Source organism: Pseudomonas sp. FW305-7 (assembly GCF_058786735.1).
In genome coordinates this window covers 55,640-75,258 of record NZ_JBYSZA010000013.1, presented here as the reverse complement: position 1 = coordinate 75,258, position 19,619 = coordinate 55,640, and the positions used below count along the sequence as shown (strand labels likewise).

Below are 19,619 nucleotides of genomic sequence, written 5' to 3'. Positions count from 1 at the left end.
TAATCCCCTTTCACCACAGGGGACTGTGTCATTTCCAGAAACCTTCTGAATATCCATACATCACCCCAACCCGTCTACGCTCTTGAAACACCAACAGGAACGAGGGATGCGTCATGGGGTTTTTGCATAAGCTGGCCTGGGTCGGCGCGGTGCTGCTGATGTGTTTCGGCCAGGTCAACGCGGCGACAACGGAAAAGGATGACAGCAAGGCCGCCATCGCCCTGCTGGAAAAAGCGCTGGCCTACTACCACGACAACGGTGACAAGGCACTCGCCGCGTTCAGCCGCCAAGGCGAATTCGTCGACAAGGATCGATACGTGTTCGTGGTCGACACCAAAGGCGTGATGCTCGCCAGCGGCGGGCCATCGTCAGCCTTGATTGGCCGCGACGTCAGCGAAGTGCTGCCGGCGGATTTGCAGAAAGCGTTCAAGGACGCCCTGAAAGTGCCGGAAGGCAACGGCATTCAGCAGGCCGAATACCGCTGGCAGAACTGGGCCGACGGCAAGGTCGAACGCAAGCATGTGTTTTATCAGCGCATCGGCCAGCGGATTCTCGCCGTCGGTTATTACCTGCCACGAGCCTCGGCCGAGCAAGCCAAAGCGCTGCTCGACAAAGCCGCCACTGACCTGGGCAAAAACGAGAAAGGCACGCTGACGGCAATCAACTCGCTCAAGGGCGGCTACTTGCAGGACGACCTGTACGTGTTTGTCGTGGATCTCGATACCCAGCGCTACGTCGCCCACGGCACCAATCTGCGCCTGATCAACACCGACTTCAGCAAGATCAAGGACCCGGAAGGCAAACCGGTGGGCGAGCCGATTCTGGCGCTGATCGCCAAACAGGATGACGGCGAATACGAATACCGCTGGAAGAACCCGGTCACCGGCAAGATCGAGGACAAGCATGCCTACCTGAAGAAGGTCGGGCATTTCCTTGTGGCGGTGGGTTACTACAGTCCGTGAATGATCGGCCCTTGTAGGAGTGAGCCTGCTCGCGATGAGGGTGTGTCAGTCGACGTCATTGTTGTATGACACGCCCTCATCGCGAGCAGGCTCACTCCTACAGAGTTTCGTAGTGCTTGTTTTATTTGGCGCCGTGTTCGCGGCCGCGCAGCAGGTTGTTCGGCATCGCAATCGCCGCCGCCAGGCCCAGCAGCGACACCGCCGCACTGACCCACAGCAAATGCCGGAACGTTACCGCAAGCTCTGCGCGCAAGGCGTTTTGCGCCTCTCCCGGCGCGGCATTCAAACCATCCAGCAGCACATTGCCGGAATGGCCTTCGTTGATCAGCGAACTGCTCGCCAGATGGGCGAAACTCGAATCCTGCAACAACGCCAGCAACAGCGCCGACATCAATGCCACGCCCACCGCGCCGCCCAGTGAACGGAACAGATTGGTGGTGCTCGTCGCCACACCGATGTCGCGCTGTTCCACCGAGTTCTGCGTGCCGACCAGTGAAGTCGGGAACTGCATGCCACTGGCGATGCCGCTGAGCAGCATGAACAGACCGCTCATCAAGGTTGCTTCGGGCGGACTGAAGGCCATGCCGAGAATCGAGATCGGCATCAGGATCGCGCCGGTCAGAATCTGTGGTTTGTAACGGCCGGTCACCGAGGTGCGACGCCCGGCAAAAAAAGCACCGATCGGCAGGCCCATGGCCAACGGCAGCAAATGCAATGCAGCACTGTCGGCGCCTGCGCCGGTGACCGTTTGAAAGCGCAATGGCATCAGCACGATCAGCGAAATCGCCTGGAAACTGGTGAAGAAAATCGTGCACCAGCACAGCAAGGCATTGCGATTGGCGAACAGGTGCATCGGCAGCAACGGTTCGCGCGCACGCCGTTCATGCCAGACAAAAATCGCCAGCACCACTATCGCGCAAGCGAACAGCCCAAGCACTTCGCTGCTGCGCCACGAGTGGCCCTGACCGACCTCGGTGATGCCGAGCAACAACGCGGTCAGGCCGATGATCATCAGCACGGTGCCGAGGTAATCGATGATCGGTTTACGATTGGGAATCGGCAGCCCGCGCAGATTGCGATGGGCGACCCACCAGGCGCCGAGGCCCAGCGGCAGGTTGATCAGGAACACCCAGCGCCACGACAGGTATTCGGTCATGTAGCCGCCCAGCACCGGGCCGGCAACGCTCGCCATTGCATACATGCTGCTGAAGTAACCCTGATAGCGCCCGCGTTCGCGCGGCGGCACGATGTCGCCGATGATCGCCTGACTCACCGAAATCATCCCGCCTGCGCCGATGCCCTGAAGTATCCGCGCCAGCACCAGTTGCTCCATGTTCTGGGCCATGCCGCAGAACAGCGACGCCAGGGTAAACAGGCCCATGCCGAACAACATCAGTTTGCGTCGCCCGTACAAATCGCCGAGTTTGCCGTAGATCGGCACCGCCACAGTCATTGCCACCATGTACCCGGAAATCACCCAGGCCAGCAGGTTGACGTCTTTGAACTGAGCGGAAATGGCCGGCATCGATACGGCGACGATGGTCTGGTCCAGCGCGCCAAGAAAGATCGCCATCATCAGCGCGACCAGCACGCTGCGAATGGCCGGTTTGGGCGTTTCGGGGTGATTGAGATTGGTCACGGGCGAACCTGCGGGCATTGATTGACCCGCAAGGCGAGGGCGAGCGGGTAAGTGCTCGCCAGTGTAAGTCGGTAGCAGGCTATTCGATAGCCTCATAAGGAAGTCCGACGTAATTTTCTGCAATGGTTTTTCGACCCGCTTCTGAACTGACAAAGTAGTCCAGTTCCGAGGCACTGATGCGTTGGCTGAACGCATCGTGGTCATCGAAGCGATGCAGCATCGAGGTCATCCACCAGGAAAACCGCTCGGCTTTCCACACCCGGCGCAGGCAGATCTCGGAGTATTTCTCCAGCAGATCGGTGCGACCGTCGCGGTAAGTCTTCAATAGAATATTGAACAACGTGCTGACGTCGCTGGCGGCCAGATTCAAACCCTTGGCGCCGGTGGGAGGGACGATATGCGCCGCGTCACCGACCAGAAACATTCGCCCGTATTGCATCGGCTCGACGACAAAGCTACGCAGCGGCGCGATGCTTTTTTCGATGGACGGGCCGGTGACCAGTTTCTCCGCCAGCTCCGCAGGCAGGCGCGTTTTCAGCTCATCCCAGAAGCGCTGATCACTCCAGTCGTCCACGTTTTCATCCGCAGGCACTTGTAGGTAGTAACGGGTGCGAACCGCCGAACGCATGCTGCACAGGGCGAAGCCGCGTTCGTGGCGGGCATAGACCAACTCGTCATGCACCGGCGGGGTGTCGGCCAGAATCCCCAGCCAGCCAAACGGATAAACCCGCTCGAAGACCTTCAGGCAGTCATCAGGAATCGACTGCCGAGCGACGCCATGGAAGCCGTCGCAACCGGCGATGTAATCGCAATCGACGCGCCAGGTTTCACCGTTCCTTTCAAACGTGACAAAGGCTTCGTCGCTTTTCATGCCGTGGGGAACGACATTGCTCACTTCATAAAACGACAGCGCTCCAGCCTCCCGACGAGCGGCCATGAGGTCGCGGGTGACTTCGGTCTGGCCGTAGATCATCACGGTCTTGCCGCCGGTCAATGCCTGCAGATCGATGTGTACCTGACGCCCGTCCAGCGCCAGATCGAAACCGCCATGCACCAGTCCTTCGGCGTCCATCCGCTGACCCACGCCTGCCTGACGCAACAGCTCTACCATGCCCTGTTCAAGCACGCCGGCACGGATTCGGCCGAGGACATAATCGGGGGTCTGACGTTCGAGGATGAGGGTGTCGATGCCAGCGTTGTGCAGCAACTGGCCGAGGAGTAATCCGGACGGGCCGGCGCCAATGATGGCGACTTGGGTTTTCAGCGTTTTCATTGTTTTTATGGCTCGCAAGCTTCACGCGACCAGAGCCGGTGAATATTTTTTATGGATCGAGTGCTTGCATTTTTCCCTTGCGGGTTTGTCAATTGAAGGTGAAAACTGAGCCGATACCTGTACATTCTGCCAATCGGTGCGATTATCGCCCGCAAGACAAGAGGCCTGGATTGAAGTGATGAACAAGCCCGAGCTGCCTTCGATTCCGGTGTTCAAGCTCTACGGTGAAAGCCTGGACTGGCCGACCCCTGACTTGCTGCACTGTGAAACCATTTCCTCACGCAGTCGCGAACATCAATGGGAAATCAAACCCCACCGCCATGCTGATCTGTGTCAGCTGCTCTTCGTTTTCAAAGGTCAGGCAGAGCTTGAGATCGAAGGCCAGCGCACGCAACTGCACACCCCTGCGATTCAAGTCCTGCCACCGCTGTCGGTGCATGGCTTTCGTTTTTCCGAAGACGTCGAAGGGTTCGTCGTCACGCTGGCAACGCCGCTGATCAATCACCTGCAGGCGCAACTGGGCGATGCCGTGCACGCGCTGGCCCGAGCCGAAAGCTATCCGGCGGGCAAGGACGGCGATTACTTGAACAGCCTGTTTACGGCGTTGCAGGCCGAGTACAACGGCCATCAACCGGCGCGGGAAATGCTCATGCATTCGCTGGTCAGCGTGATCATGGTCTGGGTCAGTCGTCAGGCCATCGTGCGCCATAACGCCAGCCAGCGACCACAGCGCCAGCGCGAGTACCTCAACGGGTTTATTCAACTGGTGGAAGAGACTTATCGCCAGCATGTGAAGGTCGAGGATCTCGCGCATCGGCTGGGGATTTCGGTGTCGCACCTCAACGGCACCTGCCGTGAACTGGCGGGGCAACCGGCGTTGCAGATCATGCACGAGCGTCAGCTGCTGGAAGCCAAGCGCTTGCTGACGTACACCAGCATGACCATTTACGAGATGTCGGAATTGCTGGGGTTTTCCGATCCGACCAACTTCACGCGCCTGTTCCGGCGCAGGGTGGGGATATCACCGAAGGCTTTCCGCGACCGGCTGAAGGCCGAGCAGTAATTTCATAACCACCACAAAAACCTGTGAAAGCTGGCTTGCCAGCGATAGCGCTGGCCCAGTCACCTTCAATGGTGAATGTCAGACCGCAATCGCTGGCAAGCCAGCTCCCACAGGTAATGAGTCAGCCTCAGCCTCAGCGCAATGCGTTCAGCGTGGCATTGTGCGGAATGCAGCGCTCGAAGTTGCAGCTCGCATACTCGCGCGGCAGCTGTCGCAGTTGTTCGACCCGCCAGGCGGCGGTGCCGTACAGCGCCAGCGTGGCGGCGCAGGTGATGAAAATCGCGACGTACCTTCTTGTTTTGATGTTCATGGCGTTCGACCTCTGAACGTATACCTACCGGTATTACTTTCAGCATAGGTCAGCGGCGGCGAGTTGCCAGCGAGTGTGCTTGAGCTTGTAACCGGGCATTCAGCACGCTGATAGCCCCCCCTGTAGGAGTGAGCCTGCTCGCGATAGCGGAGTGTCAGGTAACCTCTATCCGACTGACACACCGCTATCGCGAGCAGGCTCACTCCTACAGGGGATCGGATTTACAGATCAACGTCCCATTGCGGATGCTCTGGAAAGCGCTCTACCAGAAAATCCAGCATGCTGCGCAGCGCCGCCGGCATGTGTTTGCGCGAGGCATAGACCGCGTAGATATTCATCTGTCGCGGCTCAGCCTGCGGCAGCAAGCGAATCAACTCTCCTGAATGAATATGCACCCCGGCCTGATACGTCGGCAGCATCGCCACGCCCGCGCCGGCCAGCGTCGCGCGCAATAAGGTGCTGGCCTCGTTGGCGCTGATATTGCCCTGCACCGGCACCGAAACGGGCTCGCCGTCCTCCTCGAAATGCCACAGGCTTTTGCCGAAATATGAGTGAGTCAGGCAATTGTGCCGACTCAGTTCTTCAACTCGCTGCGGCGCCGGATGCTCTCGCAGATAGGCCGGGGAGGCGCACACCACCGAGCGGCACACGGTCAGGCGCCGGGCGATCAGGTTCGGGTCCAGGTCATTGCTGGTGCGGATCGCCAGGTCGATCCGCTCATCCACCAGATTCACCGTTCGATCGAGCATTTGCATGTCGATACTCACGCCTGGCTGGCGCTTGACGTAAGCCGCCATCGCATCGGCCAGTTGCGCCTGGCCGAACGAGGTGCTGACGCTGATCCGCAGGAGTCCGCGCGGCGCATCGTGGGGTTCGCTGACGGCGGCCTGCATATCGGTCGACAGTTCAATCATCTGCCGGCAACGTGGCAGGATTTCACTGCCGGCTGCAGTCAGGCTCAATTTGCGCGTGGTGCGGTGCATCAGGCGCGCGCCGACCCAGTCCTCCAGCTCCGCCAGATAACGCGACACCACCGGGCGTGAGAGATCCAGATGATCGGCCGCCGCCGACTGGCTGCCCAGGTCCACCACCGTGACAAACACCCGCATTGCTTGGAGACGATCCATGATTTGCCCGCTTTCAGAAACAAACTATGTTCAAGCATCGCATTTTTTGTACTGAGTCAGGCAACTAAGCTCTGTCCCATCGCCAGACATGGCATTCGGACACCGGAGCAACAGATGATCGGTTTCACCACACTCAAACGCGTTCTACTCGCCACCGCTTCCCTTGGCTTTGCCGCGCATGCCGCCGCTGCCAACCTGACCCTGGATGTCTACAACCCGGGCACCAACGCCATCTTTCCGGTGACCTCGGTACTGGTCAGCGGCGCAAAAGACGCGATCCTCGTCGATGCGCAATTCGGCAAATCCCAGGCCGAGCAGGTGGTGGAAAAGATCCGCGCCAGCGGTAAGCACCTGACCACCATTTACATCAGCCACGGTGATCCGGATTACTACTTCGGCCTCGACACCCTGACCAAAGCCTTCCCCGACGCCAAGGTACTGGCCTCGCAACCGACCGTGGATCACATCACCAAAACCGTCGCAGGCAAACTGGCGTTCTGGGGTCCGAAAATGGGCGCCGACGTGCCAGCGAAAACCATCGTGCCGGGCGTACTCAAGGGCGACAGCCTGATGCTCGAAGGGCAGAAATTGCAGGTGGTCGGCCTTGACGGCAAACAACCGGATCGCAGCTTCGTGTGGATTCCATCGCTCAAGGCTGTGGTCGGTGGCGTGGTTGTCGCCGAGAACATCCATGTCTGGATGGCCGATACCCAGACCGCGCAATCCCACGCCGACTGGTTGCAAACCCTGCACTCGATCGAAACCCTCAAGCCGAAAACCGTGGTGCCGGGGCATTACCTGGGTGAAAGCAGCCGCTCGCTGGCCAGCGTGAAATTCACCGCCGACTACATTAAGGCTTTCGATCAGGAAACGGCCAAGGCCAAAGACTCCGCTGCGCTGATCGCGGCAATGAAAAAGCGCTACCCGACACTGGGCGAGGAGAGCTCGCTGGAGCTGAGCGCGAAAGTCGCCAAGGGCGAAATGCAGTGGTAAGCCGAATCTGAAAACGCAGCACTCTCAAGCCAACTGGAGAATGTCATGAGCAAGATCGCAATCATTGGTGCCACCGGCCGTGCCGGTAGCCAACTGCTGGAAGAAGCCCTGCGTCGCGGCCATAGCGTTACTGCTATCGCCCGCGATACTTCGAAGATCGGCGCCCGTGCCGGCGTGGTCAGCAAGAATGTCGATGTGCTGGATGCGGCGGCGCTGCAAGACGCGGTGGCCGGTCACGATGTGGTGATTACCGCTGCGCATTTCGCTACCGTCCCTGCTGCCGCGATTGTCGGGCCGGTGAAGCAGGCGGGTGTGAATCGTCTGTTGGTGGTGGGCGGTGCCGGTTCGCTGTTGCTTCCGGACGATACGCGAGTGATCGACAGCGCAGGCTTCCCGGCGGAGTACAAAGCAGAGGCCAGTGCGGGTGCGGCGTTTCTTGAGGCGTTGCGTCAGGAGCAGGAGCTGGACTGGACCTTTCTGTCGCCGTCGGCGGAGTTTGTCGAAGGGGAGCGCAGCGGCAAGTTCCGCGTTGGCCAGGATCACTTGCTGGTGAGCGCTGAAGGGCGCAGCTGGATCACCTTTGCCGATTACGCGATTGCGCTGATCGACGAAGTGGAAACGCCGAAGCATTCGCGTCAGCGGTTTACTGTCGGGTACTGAGTGAATCCTTGCCCCTCACCCCAGCCCTCTCCCGAGGGAGAGGGAGCCAACCGAGGTGTATTGCTTCATACATCGACCTGAAAAACCGAGTCGATTATGGATTCAACACAGTAATTTCACGTCGGCGTATTTCTATAACATCCCCCAATCAGTCCCCTCTCCCTCGGGGAGAGGGCTAGGGTGAGGGGAAAAGCCTCAGCGCAAATGGGCCTGCTCAACCAGCCAGATCATCAATTCTTCCAGCTGCGGCGATGGCTCGGTTCCCGCAGGCACCACCACGTAATACGCCAACCCCGTCTTCACCTTCAGCTCAAACGGCATCACCAGTCGTCCGGCACGCAAGTCATCGCCGATCAACGACCAGTCGCCGATCGCCACTCCTGTCCCGTGCGACGCCATCGACATCGCCTGATCCAGCGTCTCGAAATGTTGGCCCATGTTCACGTTATTGAGCTGCAACTCCGCCGCCGTCAGCCACACCTTCCAGTCCTTCGTGTCGGCAGTCGGATGTAGCAACAAGTGCTGTTGCAGATCGGCCAGCTCGGACAACGCTGGCGGGCCTTTCAACAATGCCGGTGAACAGACCGGGGTCAGTTGTTCATCGAACAGATGCAGCGCGGTCGCCGAGTTATCCGGTGGCGTTCCATAAATCACCGCCGCATCGAATTGCTCGCGTTGAAAGTCGACGCCATGCGCCAGTGTGGTGGTCAGTTTGACCGGCACATCCGGGCGCTCTTTCTGCCACTGCAGCAGGCGCGGCACCAGCCAGCGCATCACACAGCTCGGCGCCTTGAGTTGCAGGGTTTCGCGTTTGAGGCCGATCTGCTCGGTGGCTTCGCTGATCAGGCCGAACACCTTCTCCACCCGTGGCAGCCATTCGCGTCCTTCGGCCGTCAGTTCCAGACCTCGGGCCAGGCGAATGAACAGCTCATACCCCAGATGATCTTCCAGCCCGGCAATCTGCCGGCTCACGGCGCCCTGGGTGATGTGCAACTGCTCGGCGGCCCGGGTGAAGTTGCAGCACTGCGCGGTGATCAGAAACGTATGCAGGGCGGGCAGGGGTGGCAGTCGTTTCATGTGGATCCAAGGTATGACGTGAGGACATGGCTAGTATGACTTTTAATCGATTGTTGCGGCTACCTGCCCACCGTTCAATGAGCCCATTGAAGGGCCCTTTGTAGGAGTGAGCCTGCTCGCGATAGCGGTGTGTCAGTCACCGTAATGTTGAATGCGAAGACGCCATCGGGAGCAGGCTCACTCCTACACAAAGGCCTTGTGTCTCAAATGAACAAGAAGGGCAATGACATGGCGACGTGTGGCGAAGTACTGGTCAAGTTACTCGAAGGTTACGGGGTCGAGCAGGTGTTCGGGATTCCCGGCGTGCACACCGTGGAGCTGTATCGCGGGCTGGCCCGTTCGAGCATCAACCACGTCACCCCACGGCATGAGCAGGGCGCCGGTTTCATGGCTGACGGCTACGCCCGCACCAGCGGCAAACCGGGGGTGTGCTTCATCATCACCGGGCCGGGCATGACCAATATCACCACGGCGATGGGCCAGGCCTACGCCGACTCGATCCCGATGCTGGTGATCTCCAGCGTACAGACCCGCAACCAGTTGGGCGGCGGCCGTGGCAAGCTCCACGAGCTGCCGAACCAGAGCGCATTGGTCGGCGGCGTTGCTGCGTTTTCCCACACGCTGATGTCGGCGTCGGAGTTACCGGGCGTTCTCGCTCGCGCATTCGCTTTGTTCCAGGCCGGGCGCCCGCGTCCGGTGCACATCGAGATCCCGCTGGACGTGTTGGTGGAAGAGGCCGATGACTTGCTCGCAAGCGTCCCGGTCAACATCGACCGCGCCGGTGCCGCACCGGCTGCCGTCAGCCGCATGAGCGAGTTGCTGGCCGGCGCCCAGCGTCCGCTTATTCTTGCCGGTGGCGGTGCCATCGATGCCGCTGCCGAACTCACCGAACTGGCCGAACTGCTCGATGCTCCGGTGGCGCTGACCATCAACGCCAAAGGCATGCTGCCGTCCAGCCATCCACTGCTGATCGGCTCGACGCAAAGCCTGCTCGCCACTCGCGCACTGGTCGCCGATGCCGACGTGGTGCTGGCGATTGGCACCGAACTGGCCGAGACCGATTACGACGTCACCTTTGCCGGCGGTTTCGAGATTCCCGGCAAGTTGCTGCGCATCGACATCGACGCCGACCAGACCGTGCGCAACTATCCGCCGCACGTCGCTCTGGTTGCCGACTCGCGCAACGCTGCACAGGCGCTGCTCAGTGCGCTGGCACATCAGCCGTTGGCCGAGCGTCGCAACGATTGGGGCCAGGTGCGTGCCGCGCGGCTGCGTGATGATCTGGCCGCGACCTGGGACGCACCGACGCTGGCGCAGACCCGCTTCCTCGAGACCGTCCTGCACGAGTTGCCCGACGCCGTGTTTGTCGGCGACTCCACGCAACCGGTGTACACCGGCAACCTCACGTTCAACCCGGAGCGGCCGCGCCGCTGGTTCAACTCGTCCACCGGTTACGGCACCCTCGGTTACGCCTTGCCGGCGGCCATCGGCGCGTGGCTCGGCGGCAGCATCGAGGGCGGCACTCGTCCGCCAGTGGTGTGCCTGATCGGCGACGGTGGTTTGCAATTCACCCTGCCGGAACTGGCCAGCGCCGTGGAGGCGCGCACCCCGGTGATCGTCCTGCTGTGGAATAACCAGGGCTACGAAGAAATTAAAAAGTACATGGTCAACCGCGCCATCGAGCCGGTCGGCGTCGACATCTACACCCCGGACTTCATTGGGGTGGCCAAGGCGCTGGGCTGCGCTGCCGAAGCGATCAGCTCGGTGGAGCAACTGCGCGGCGCGCTGCGTGCGGCGACGGATCGTCAAGGCCCGACGCTGATTGAAATCGACCAGAACCAGTGGATGCAGGCGGTGAACAAATGATCAGTTTCCCAATCACCCTCGATGGTCTCTACATCAACGGCCAATGGTCTGCTGGCCGCGAGCATTTGCGGGTGATCAACCCGGCCACTGAAGCGCTGCTGACCACGGTCAATGGCGGTGACGAACAGGCCGTTCAGCGAGCCGTGACCGCTGCCTCTGACGCGTTCAAGACCTGGTCACAAACCACCGGCACCGAACGCGCTGTGATCCTGCGCAACATCGCCAACGGCGTGCGCAACGGACGTGATCACTTGATGAAGTTGCAGTCGAGCAACAATGGCAAACCGCAATTCGAAGCGGCCATCGACGTCGATGACGTGATTGCCACCTTCGAGTACTACGCCGGGTTGGCCGAAGGCCTCGATGCAAAACTCGACAGCAACGTGGCGCTGCCCAGCGACGATTTCAGTGCGCGTCTGCGTCGCGAGCCGTGCGGTGTGGTCGGGCTGATCGTGCCGTGGAATTTCCCGATGGTCACCACCGCGTGGAAACTCGCGCCGGCCCTGGCCGCCGGTTGCTGCGTGGTGCTCAAACCGTCGGAAGTCACGCCGCTGCCGGAGCTGGAACTGGCGGCGATCATTGCCGAGTCCGGTCTGCCCAAAGGCGTGTTCAACGTTGTTTGTGGTACCGGTCTGGCGGTGGGCGCGCCGCTGTCCGCCGATCCGCGCATCGCCAAAATCTCTTTCACCGGCAGCAACTCTGTTGGCGTTCAGGTGATGCAGCGTGCGGCGGAAACCGTGAAGGGCGTGAGCCTCGAACTGGGTGGAAAATCGTCGTTGCTGGTGCTGGAAGATGCCGACCTGGATCTGGCCGTGGAGCTGGCCTGCGGCGGCGGTTTCTTCAACGCCGGACAGATGTGCTCGGCCACCAGCCGCGTGCTGGTCGCTGAAGAGCTGGAAGAGCAATTCCTCAGCCGTCTGCAAAAGCGTGCCCAGGCGATTCGCGTGGCTGACCCGTTCGACCCCGACGTGGAGATGGGCGCACTGGTCAACCAGGCGCAATACCAGCGCGTGCTCGGCCACATCGACCGTGGTCTGAGCGCCGGAGCGAAGCTGTTGTGTGGCGGTAATCGTCCGGCGCATTTGCCTCGCGGCTATTTTTTGCAGCCGACCGTGTTCACCGACGTGCCCCTCGACAGTGCGCTGTGGTGCGAAGAGATTTTCGGCCCGGTGCTGTGCGTGCGCAGTTTCCGCAACGAAGCCGAAGCGATCGCGCTGGCCAACGACAGCCAGTTCGGTCTGGTCGCCAGTGTGGTGACGCGTAACGCCGAGACCGCTGACCGTGTCGCCAACGCCCTGCAGGCGGGGCTGGTGTGGCTCAACGCGCCGCAAGTGATCTTCCCGCAGACGGCGTGGGGCGGCTACAAGCAGAGCAGCATCGGCCGCGAATTGGGGCCGTGGGGCCTGGCCGCGTTTCAGGAAATCAAACACGTGATCCGGGCGCTCTGAAACGCCCGAAAAAGGTGAGCGTATGCCTCGCAACGAGGCATGCGTTGGCGTCATGGCTTCAATGAGTTTTTATCGATAGTCAGGTGTTTTGCACGACCTCAGGATGAACCCGTCGGCAGCGCTAAAGCCCTAGTAATACGGGGCCTGGCGCGGATCCGGCCGCGCGGATGCAACGGTTGCGACCAACCTCATACTTAAAAAAACAAAGGGAGTCCGTCATGGGCGAGCATGATCTGAACAGGCGTCAATTCATTAAAACCGTTGGCGTGGCGTCGGTGGCGGCAGCCGCCATGAGCATGCCCTTCATCCGGGCGAGCGCCAGCGACACGCGTTTCGCCGGCAAGACCCTGCGTTTACTGACCTGGTCGGATGACACCGGCCTCGCTGCACTGCGTAACATCGCTGCAACCTTCGAAGCCAAAACCGGCGCCAAGGTTATCGCCGACCGTACCGGCAGCACCTCGGAAATGGTCGCCAAACTCAAGGCCGGCGGTGACCGTCCGCAATACGACATCATCACCCTGGCGGGCGTCGGCGCCGAAGGCCTGGCCGCTGCCGGACTGCTGGAAAAACCCGATCTCAACCGCATTCCCAATCTGGTCGACGTACCGGAAAAATACCGCACCGGCGCCAATGGTCACGGCATCGGTTACCTGCTGTGGTGCAACAGTCTGGTCTACAGCACCCGCACCCTCAAACAGGCGCCGGACAGTTACGCCGCGCTGTGGGACGCCGATCTGGCACCGAACATTTTCCTCCCGCCGCCGAACTGGACCGAGGCCATGGACCTGATCATCATCGCCGCGAAACTGGCTGGCGGTGACGAGCACAATATCGAGCCGGGCTTCAAGAAACTCGCTGAACTCAAGGACCGCGTGGTGACGTTGGGCGAGAACCCGAACCAGATCGCCGAACTGTTCCGCACCGGTTCGCTGGACATGGGCGGGCTGTACGCCCCGGCGTTTTTCCCCAAACAGATCCGCGATCCGAACTATGGCCTCGGCGCCACGTTCGGCATGAAGGAAGGTTTCTACACCGACCTGATGCTCTCGGTGATGCCGAAAAATCGTCCGGGCGACACTGATCTGGCCTACGCCTTTATCGACCACTCTCTCGACCCGCTGGTGCAGGGCAAGATGGCCGAAGACATCTTCAACGGACCGGTCAACGCCAAGGCGATCATCTCCGCCGAAGCGCGCAAGAGCCCGTTCATTCTCACGCCCGAGCAGATTGCCGAGAAGGCGATCATGCACGACAACGCCTTCCTGGCCACCGTGCATGACCAATGGATTCGTCGCTATACGGAAATCTTTTCTTCCTGATCCGAATACAAACCTTCAGAACACCGCAAATCCCTGTGGGAGCTGGCTTGCCAGCGATGACGGCCTTCCTGTCGACATAATGTCACTGACAGATTGCTATCGCTGGCAAGCCAGCTCCCACAGGGGGCACGGTGCTTTGGAGACCTGTGTTTGTCAGTTGTTTTCCATTGACGAGATCATTGCTATGGAACATCAATCCCTGACCCAACCGGTCGGCGCCGCTGACGTGCGCCCGGCGCGCGGTATTTCGCCGACGGCGCGGGCGTGGCTTTTCCTCACGCCGTCGATGCTGTTTCTCGGCGTGCTGATCGCCGCCAGCCTGCTGGTGTTGCGCATGAGCGTCGGCACCAAAGGCGCGGAATGGAGCGGGTTCAGCCTCGCCAGTTACGCGCAATTGCTCGAACCCTATTACCTGAAATCCTTGCTGCTGACCTTGCGTCTGGCGCTGATCAGCGCGGTGATCGCCGTGGTGCTGGCGATCCCGGTGGCGTACACCATGTCGCGTTTGACGTCGCCGTTTCTGCGGCGGATTTTCCTCGCCGCCGTGCTGCTGCCGTTGCTGGTCAATCTGTTGCTGCAAAGCTACGGCTGGCTGGTGATTCTCGGCCCCGGCGGCATGCTCAATCAGGCGCTGATGGGGCTGGGCCTGATCAAGCGCCCGATCATGTTGCTGTACAACCAGAACGGAGTTTTGATGGGCCTGGTGCAGACCGCGTTTCCGCTGGCCGTGCTGCCGATCGCCAGCGCCATGCGCGGCGTCGCACGTTCATACGAAGAGGCCGCCGCGACCCTCGGCGCCAGTCGTTTCCAAGTGTTCCGTCAGGTGGTTTTACCGATGAGCCTGCCGGGGATCATCACTGGCGCGACGCTGGTGTTCGCCTATAACGCCAGCAGTTTTGTCGTGCCGTTGCTGCTCGGTGGCCGGCGCGTGCCGATGCTCGCGGTGATGGTGCATGACCAGATCGCGCCGCTGATGAACTGGCCCGCCGCGTCGGCGGCCGGGGTGGTGCTGATCGTCACCACGCTCGCGATCATGACTCTGTCCGAATACATCACCGGCCGCCGTCGGCGCCTGCTGGAGGCTTCGCAATGAGTGCCCTGACCAAGAAGCGCATGGCGCTGCTGCCGGGCGATACCGGCAAGTTTGCCGGGATCCTTTCCGGGTTCATTTTGCTGCTGGCGGTGTTGCCGATCCTGACCATGATCGTGATGTCGTTCAGCGGTGCGTCGAACCTCGACTTCCCACCGAGCAGCTATAGCCTGCAATGGTACAAAGCGGCGTGGCACACCTTTGTGTCGCCTGACGCCAGTGATGTGTTGAGCCTCGGTCAGGCGATGACCACCAGCCTGCTGGTGTCGTGCCTGACAATGGTCTTCGCCACGCTGATCGCGGTGCCGGCGGCGTATGCGCTGACCCGCTGCGAGTTCCGTGGCAAAGCCGTGGCGCTGCAATTGATGTCGCTGCCGCTGGTGTTCCCGATGGTGGTGTTGGGCCTGGCGTTGCTGCTGGTGTTCGACAGCCTGCCGTTCCACCTGACCACGTCGCGGCTGGTGATTGCCCACGTGATTCTGGCGCTGCCGTTCGTGGTGAAAAACTGCACGGCGGCGATGCTGTCCATCGGCAGTGAAGTCGAAGAAGCCGCGCGCATGCTCGGCGCCTCGCCATTGCGGGCGATTGTCGATGTGGTGGTGCCGTTGATGAAGTCGGGAATTCTGGCGGGCATGCTGCTGGCGTTCATCGTCTCGTTCAACGAATTCACCGTGACCTATTTCCTCTACACCATCGACGTCATGACCGTGCCGATCTGGATGTACAGCCGCACCGTGTCATCGCTCGACCCTACCGTGTTCTCGTTTGCCGTGCTGATCGTGCTGATCGACTTCGTCCTTATCTGGGCGCTGGAGAAGCTGGTGGGCGAGGGCGGCGTTTCCTTTTGATTTGAGGTGCAACATGACTGGTCTGATTCTGGAAAACGTCGAGAAATTCTACGGCTCGGCTTGCGCGGTACAAGACGTCAACCTGCATTTGCCGGAAGGCAAACTGGTGTGTTTCCTCGGCCCTTCGGGCTGCGGCAAAACCACTTTGCTGCGGATGATCGCCGGCCTTGAAACCCTCAGCGGCGGGGAAATTCGCCTGGACGGCGAAGACATCGGCCATACCCCGGCGCATCTGCGCAACTTCGGTATGGTGTTCCAGTCGCTGGCATTGTTCCCGCACATGACCGTCGGCGAGAACATCGCCTACCCGCTGAAACTGCGCGGGGTGAGCAAGGCCGATCAGCAGGCGCGGGTGGTGGAGTTACTGGAACTGATCCAGTTGCAGGCGATGATCGACCGGCCGGTGGCCAAGCTCTCCGGCGGTCAACGCCAACGCGTGGCGATTGCCCGGGCGATTGCTTCGCACCCGAAAATCCTCTTGCTCGACGAACCGCTGTCGGCGCTCGACGCCAAATTGCGCGAGTCGATGCAGGTGGAAATCCGCCAATTGCAACAACGCCTGAACATCACCACGATCATGGTTACCCACGATCAGCGTGAGGCCATGACCATGGCCGATATCGTCGTGGTATTGGGCGAGCACAAGGTGCAGCAGGTCGGTACGCCGATTGAAATCTATCGGCATCCGGCCAACGAATTCGTCGCCGACTTCATCGGTTCGGGCAACATCTTCCCGGCCACGGTGCTGGGCGACGGCAAGGTCAGCCTGCCGGGTGGTGACGCGCTGCAAGTGCCGATCTGCAGCAGCATTGTCGTGGGGCAGAAAGTGAAAATGCTGATCCGTCCGGAAGACCTGCAACTGTCCGCGCCGCAGGCAACGGCGGGCAATCGATTGCTTGGCAAAGTGACGTTTGTACGTGATATCGGCGCGACCATCGAGACCACGGTGGAGTGTTCAGGGGTGACGTTTACGGCGTTGAGTACGCCGTGTCAGGGGATTGGCTTGGGGATCGGGCATCCGGTGTCGGTGACGTTGCCGGCTGAGGCGTGTCGGGTACTCGGTGCCTGATTTTGGATTGAGGTTGTCTTGACTGGCCCCATCGCTGGCAAGCCAGCTCCCACAGGTTTTTCGGGTGAGCACAAATTCTGTGTTCAGCATAAAACCCTGTGGGAGCTGGCTTGCCAGCGATGGCGTCAGTCGACACAGCGCAATGTCGGTATCAGACCGATAGCCGCAGCCGCGCCAGATCCCTGAGCGGCGGCGCACCAAACAAGCGGCTGTACTCGCGGCTGAACTGCGAAGGACTTTCATACCCCACCCGATACCCCGCCGCCGACGCTTCCAGCCCTTCGGTCAACATCAAACGCCGCGCCTCTTGCAGGCGCAGTTGCTTCTGATATTGCAGCGGACTCATCGCCGTCATCGCCTTGAAGCGGTGATGCAAGGTCGACACGCTGAGGTTCACTTCCTTGGCCAGATCATCAATGCGCAGTGGCTGCTCGAAGTTGCCGTTGAGCCACTTGATCGCCTGGCTGATACGGTGACTCTGGCTGTTGGCAATCGCGATCTCATACAAACGATGGCCCTGCGGACTGCGCAGCAGGCGATAGAGAATCTCCCGGCGAATCAGCGGCGCGAGCATGGCGATGTCCTTCGGTGCATCGAGCAAACGCGCCAGACGCAGCACGGCATCGAGCATCGAACTGTCGATCTGTTCGACGTACAAACCCCGTCCAGTCGGCCGGGTCGGCACGCCCATGGGGCCGGCGTCGGCGATCAGTGCGGTGATTTCCGCCGGGTCGATATCCAGGCGTACCGCGAGGATCGGCTCCTGCGGCGAAACATTGACCACACGCCCACTCAACGGCATCGAAACCGATACCACCAGATAATTCAGCGGATCGTAATTGAAGTACTCATCGGCCAGACGCACTTCTTTGCGACCCTGCGCCATGATGCACAGCGCCGGTTGCGCGAGCACCGGGGCAAAGTCGTGGGATTGGGTGTGGCGCGACATGAACAGCGAGCCGATGGCGGTCTCATAGCTGCCATCGTCGGTGGTGTTGCGGCGGATGATTGCCGCCAGTTCCGCGCGCTGTTTTTCCATGTCGGCGTCGGGCGGGGCTTGAAAACGATCGAATGACGTCATGCACGGCATCCTCGGCAGGGGAGGTGGAATGGAGCAGAGCATATGTTTGTGCAAGCGAGAGCGGTAGACACATCCTGCGAAATGCTTGCCTGATTCTGCTTGGGCCTGGGTAGGTGGCCATCCATAGCAGGACGTAGAACGGCAAACTTGCTTGATACCCCGTGTGACAGCCATGTGACTGTGTTTTACAGGTTGTTACAGCGCTTGCGTGCAGTCTCGCAGGATTGTGCAATGCGGCGGCAGGAATCGACTAACGGCGTCGATCATCCGGCCCTTAACCTTGGATCCTGTCGCAGCCCGTCCCCCGGCTGCCACGCGACTCCCTGGGAGGGTTGAACATGTCCAAGCAGATTCCCGTCAGTCATATGGCCTTCGTTCGAGCGCGCGCCGGGCGTTCGGCGGAACTCGGTGTACGCCTCAGCGCGTTGATCGAACCGTCCCGTGCCGCCCCTGGTTGCCTGAACTTTGCCTTGCAGCATTCGCAGTGTGATCCCGAGTTGTGGCTGGTCTCCGGGTTCTGGAGCAATCAGCAGATGATGACCGCGTACTTCAACAGCCCGTCGATGGAAATCTTCGCCGAGCTGGTGCAGGACCTGGTGGTCAACAGTCTGGATTTCCACACGTTCAAGGATGTTTCGGCAGCGCAAGCCCTCGGTCAATGCCCGGCACCGGTACACAAACTCGCCGGTTGAGGGTTTAATGTCCGGCTTAATTGACTGAGCCAGGACTTGCGACATGGCACGTAAAGAGTTCGAACACTTCGAAGCAGTATCCGCAGTCGTCCCCGTCGAACTGGGTGGCAACAAGGGTTATCACGCGGCAATCGCGGTGAAAGCCCTGGTCGATGGCGGTGCACCGCGCTTTCACAAACTGCTGGGTGATCAGGTGTTCCCCGGCGCCATCGCTGCCGACGAGGCCGCGATCAATGAGCTGGATAAACTCAAGGGCGTCACTGACGACGCCGAGTTGATCTGGTAACGCGTTACTTCGTTGCGCCCGGACGCCACATCTTGAACAGGGCCTCAGGCCCCAGCTGGAAATAATCCGCCGGCCCGCCGCCGCGCAGAATCGGTTCTGCCGCGGCGGTGTCGTAGATGCCGTCCTTCAACAGCCACTTGGCGATATGCACGGCGACCACTTCGCCGAGGATCAGCCAGCTCGGCACCGTCTCGCCGTCGGCACGCTGCAACTGAATGATCTGCGTGACCTTGCACTCGAAGGACACCGGGCTTTCGGCGACCCGTGGCACTGAAATCACTTTCGACGCCACCGTGGTCAGTCCCGCCAACTCGAATTCGTTGACCTCAGGCGCGACCATCGCGCAGCTCTGGTTCATTTGTTCGGCGAGTGGGCGGGTGGCGAGGTTCCAGACGAATTCGCCGGTCTGCTCGATGTTGTTCAGGCTGTCTTTGCGCCCGACACTGGAGAAACCAATGATCGGCGGAATGTAGTTGAACGCATTGAAGAAACTGTACGGCGCCAGGTTCAACTGGCCATTGGCATCCTGCGAGGAAATCCAGCCGATGGGGCGTGGGCCGACGATGGCGTTGAACGGATCGTGGGGCAGGCCGTGGCCATTGGCGGGTTCGTAGAAGTGGATGTCATCGGGCATGGCTGGGGCTCTTGGAGATGGCTGGATCAGGTGGCCAATAGTGCAAGCACGATCAAACAATTTCCAGTCAGGCACTGATATTCCATCCAATCCAAACCCTGTGGGAGCTGGCTTGCCAGCGATGGCATTTTTTCAGCCGATGTAAATGTCGACTGACAGATCGCCATCGCTGGCAAGCC

At 60.6% G+C, this 19,619-nt stretch carries 19 protein-coding genes; 12 read left to right on the top strand and 7 right to left on the bottom strand.

Going from position 1 to position 19,619, the window contains the following annotated elements; genetic code table 11:
* Window positions 1-113 precede the first annotated feature (113 nt).
* Window positions 114-962, top strand: coding sequence for a cache domain-containing protein (locus tag AC3WMT_RS16925; protein ID WP_103305517.1), 849 nt, complete (start codon window positions 114-116; stop codon window positions 960-962).
* 121 nt (window positions 963-1,083) lie between these two features.
* On the opposite strand, the gene AC3WMT_RS16920 is transcribed toward AC3WMT_RS16925, so the two are convergent.
* Window positions 1,084-2,601 (bottom strand): MDR family MFS transporter, encoded by a 1,518-nt coding sequence (locus AC3WMT_RS16920; protein ID WP_103305518.1) that lies wholly within the window; start codon window positions 2,599-2,601, stop codon window positions 1,084-1,086.
* A 79-nt stretch (window positions 2,602-2,680) separates the two neighbouring features.
* Window positions 2,681-3,874: a 4-hydroxybenzoate 3-monooxygenase gene (gene pobA, locus AC3WMT_RS16915; protein ID WP_103305519.1), complete on the bottom strand. Its 1,194-nt coding sequence runs from the start codon at window positions 3,872-3,874 to the stop codon at window positions 2,681-2,683.
* A 178-nt stretch (window positions 3,875-4,052) separates the two neighbouring features.
* Here pobA and AC3WMT_RS16910 point away from each other — a divergent pair, with 178 nt between their 5' ends.
* Window positions 4,053-4,937, top strand: a complete 885-nt coding sequence (locus AC3WMT_RS16910; protein WP_103305520.1) for a helix-turn-helix domain-containing protein — start codon at window positions 4,053-4,055, stop codon at window positions 4,935-4,937.
* 133 nt (window positions 4,938-5,070) lie between these two features.
* Here AC3WMT_RS16910 and AC3WMT_RS16905 read toward each other — a convergent pair whose 3' ends face one another.
* Both AC3WMT_RS16905 and AC3WMT_RS16900 read right to left on the bottom strand, forming a co-directional pair.
* A complete protein-coding gene (locus AC3WMT_RS16905) occupies window positions 5,071-5,247 on the bottom strand; it encodes a hypothetical protein (RefSeq protein ID WP_007912636.1) in 177 nt (58 codons plus the stop codon).
* Between the two features lie 221 nt (window positions 5,248-5,468).
* Window positions 5,469-6,374, bottom strand: coding sequence for a LysR family transcriptional regulator (locus tag AC3WMT_RS16900; RefSeq protein WP_218276682.1), 906 nt, complete (start codon window positions 6,372-6,374; stop codon window positions 5,469-5,471).
* A 114-nt stretch (window positions 6,375-6,488) separates the two neighbouring features.
* Here AC3WMT_RS16900 and AC3WMT_RS16895 point away from each other — a divergent pair, with 114 nt between their 5' ends.
* Together AC3WMT_RS16895 and AC3WMT_RS16890 are read left to right on the top strand one after the other, a co-directional pair.
* Entirely contained in the window at window positions 6,489-7,367 is an 879-nt protein-coding gene (locus AC3WMT_RS16895; protein ID WP_103305522.1) for an MBL fold metallo-hydrolase, read from the top strand.
* A gap of 45 nt (window positions 7,368-7,412) precedes the next feature.
* Window positions 7,413-8,027, top strand: coding sequence for an NAD(P)-dependent oxidoreductase (locus AC3WMT_RS16890; RefSeq protein WP_103305523.1), 615 nt, complete (start codon window positions 7,413-7,415; stop codon window positions 8,025-8,027).
* Window positions 8,028-8,222: 195 nt separating this feature from the next.
* On the opposite strand, the gene AC3WMT_RS16885 is transcribed toward AC3WMT_RS16890, so the two are convergent.
* Window positions 8,223-9,104, bottom strand: coding sequence for a LysR substrate-binding domain-containing protein (locus AC3WMT_RS16885; protein WP_103305524.1), 882 nt, complete (start codon window positions 9,102-9,104; stop codon window positions 8,223-8,225).
* Between the two features lie 228 nt (window positions 9,105-9,332).
* Between AC3WMT_RS16885 and AC3WMT_RS16880 the strand changes: the two genes are divergently transcribed.
* The 6 genes from AC3WMT_RS16880 (at window position 9,333) to AC3WMT_RS16855 (ending at window position 16,747) form a co-directional block, all read left to right on the top strand.
* Complete coding sequence (locus AC3WMT_RS16880) at window positions 9,333-10,970, top strand: 5-guanidino-2-oxopentanoate decarboxylase (protein WP_103305535.1); 1,638 nt, start codon at window positions 9,333-9,335, stop codon at window positions 10,968-10,970.
* Entirely contained in the window at window positions 10,967-12,418 is a 1,452-nt protein-coding gene (locus AC3WMT_RS16875; protein ID WP_103305525.1) for an aldehyde dehydrogenase family protein, read from the top strand. The genes AC3WMT_RS16880 and AC3WMT_RS16875 overlap by 4 nt, the downstream gene beginning before the upstream one ends.
* Before the next feature lie 218 nt (window positions 12,419-12,636).
* Complete coding sequence (locus AC3WMT_RS16870) at window positions 12,637-13,740, top strand: ABC transporter substrate-binding protein (RefSeq protein WP_103305526.1); 1,104 nt, start codon at window positions 12,637-12,639, stop codon at window positions 13,738-13,740.
* A 184-nt stretch (window positions 13,741-13,924) separates the two neighbouring features.
* A complete protein-coding gene (locus AC3WMT_RS16865) occupies window positions 13,925-14,833 on the top strand; it encodes an ABC transporter permease (protein WP_103305527.1) in 909 nt (302 codons plus the stop codon).
* Window positions 14,830-15,678 carry an ABC transporter permease gene (locus tag AC3WMT_RS16860; RefSeq protein WP_103305528.1) on the top strand — a complete coding sequence of 283 codons (849 nt, stop codon included), beginning with the start codon at window positions 14,830-14,832 and terminating at the stop codon, window positions 15,676-15,678. The genes AC3WMT_RS16865 and AC3WMT_RS16860 overlap by 4 nt, the downstream gene beginning before the upstream one ends.
* Before the next feature lie 13 nt (window positions 15,679-15,691).
* Window positions 15,692-16,747, top strand: coding sequence for an ABC transporter ATP-binding protein (locus AC3WMT_RS16855; protein WP_103305529.1), 1,056 nt, complete (start codon window positions 15,692-15,694; stop codon window positions 16,745-16,747).
* A gap of 151 nt (window positions 16,748-16,898) precedes the next feature.
* Here AC3WMT_RS16855 and AC3WMT_RS16850 read toward each other — a convergent pair whose 3' ends face one another.
* On the bottom strand, window positions 16,899-17,828 hold the full coding sequence (locus AC3WMT_RS16850; RefSeq protein WP_103305530.1) for an AraC family transcriptional regulator: 930 nt from the start codon (window positions 17,826-17,828) through the stop codon (window positions 16,899-16,901).
* Window positions 17,829-18,166: 338 nt separating this feature from the next.
* On the opposite strand from AC3WMT_RS16850, the gene AC3WMT_RS16845 reads away from it, so the two are divergent.
* A complete protein-coding gene (locus AC3WMT_RS16845) occupies window positions 18,167-18,520 on the top strand; it encodes a putative quinol monooxygenase (protein WP_103305531.1) in 354 nt (117 codons plus the stop codon).
* Between the two features lie 43 nt (window positions 18,521-18,563).
* Window positions 18,564-18,806, top strand: coding sequence for a hypothetical protein (locus AC3WMT_RS16840; RefSeq protein ID WP_103305532.1), 243 nt, complete (start codon window positions 18,564-18,566; stop codon window positions 18,804-18,806).
* A gap of 4 nt (window positions 18,807-18,810) precedes the next feature.
* Here AC3WMT_RS16840 and AC3WMT_RS16835 read toward each other — a convergent pair whose 3' ends face one another.
* Window positions 18,811-19,440: a flavin reductase family protein gene (locus AC3WMT_RS16835; protein WP_095121359.1), complete on the bottom strand. Its 630-nt coding sequence runs from the start codon at window positions 19,438-19,440 to the stop codon at window positions 18,811-18,813.
* Window positions 19,441-19,619: the final 179 nt, after the last annotated feature.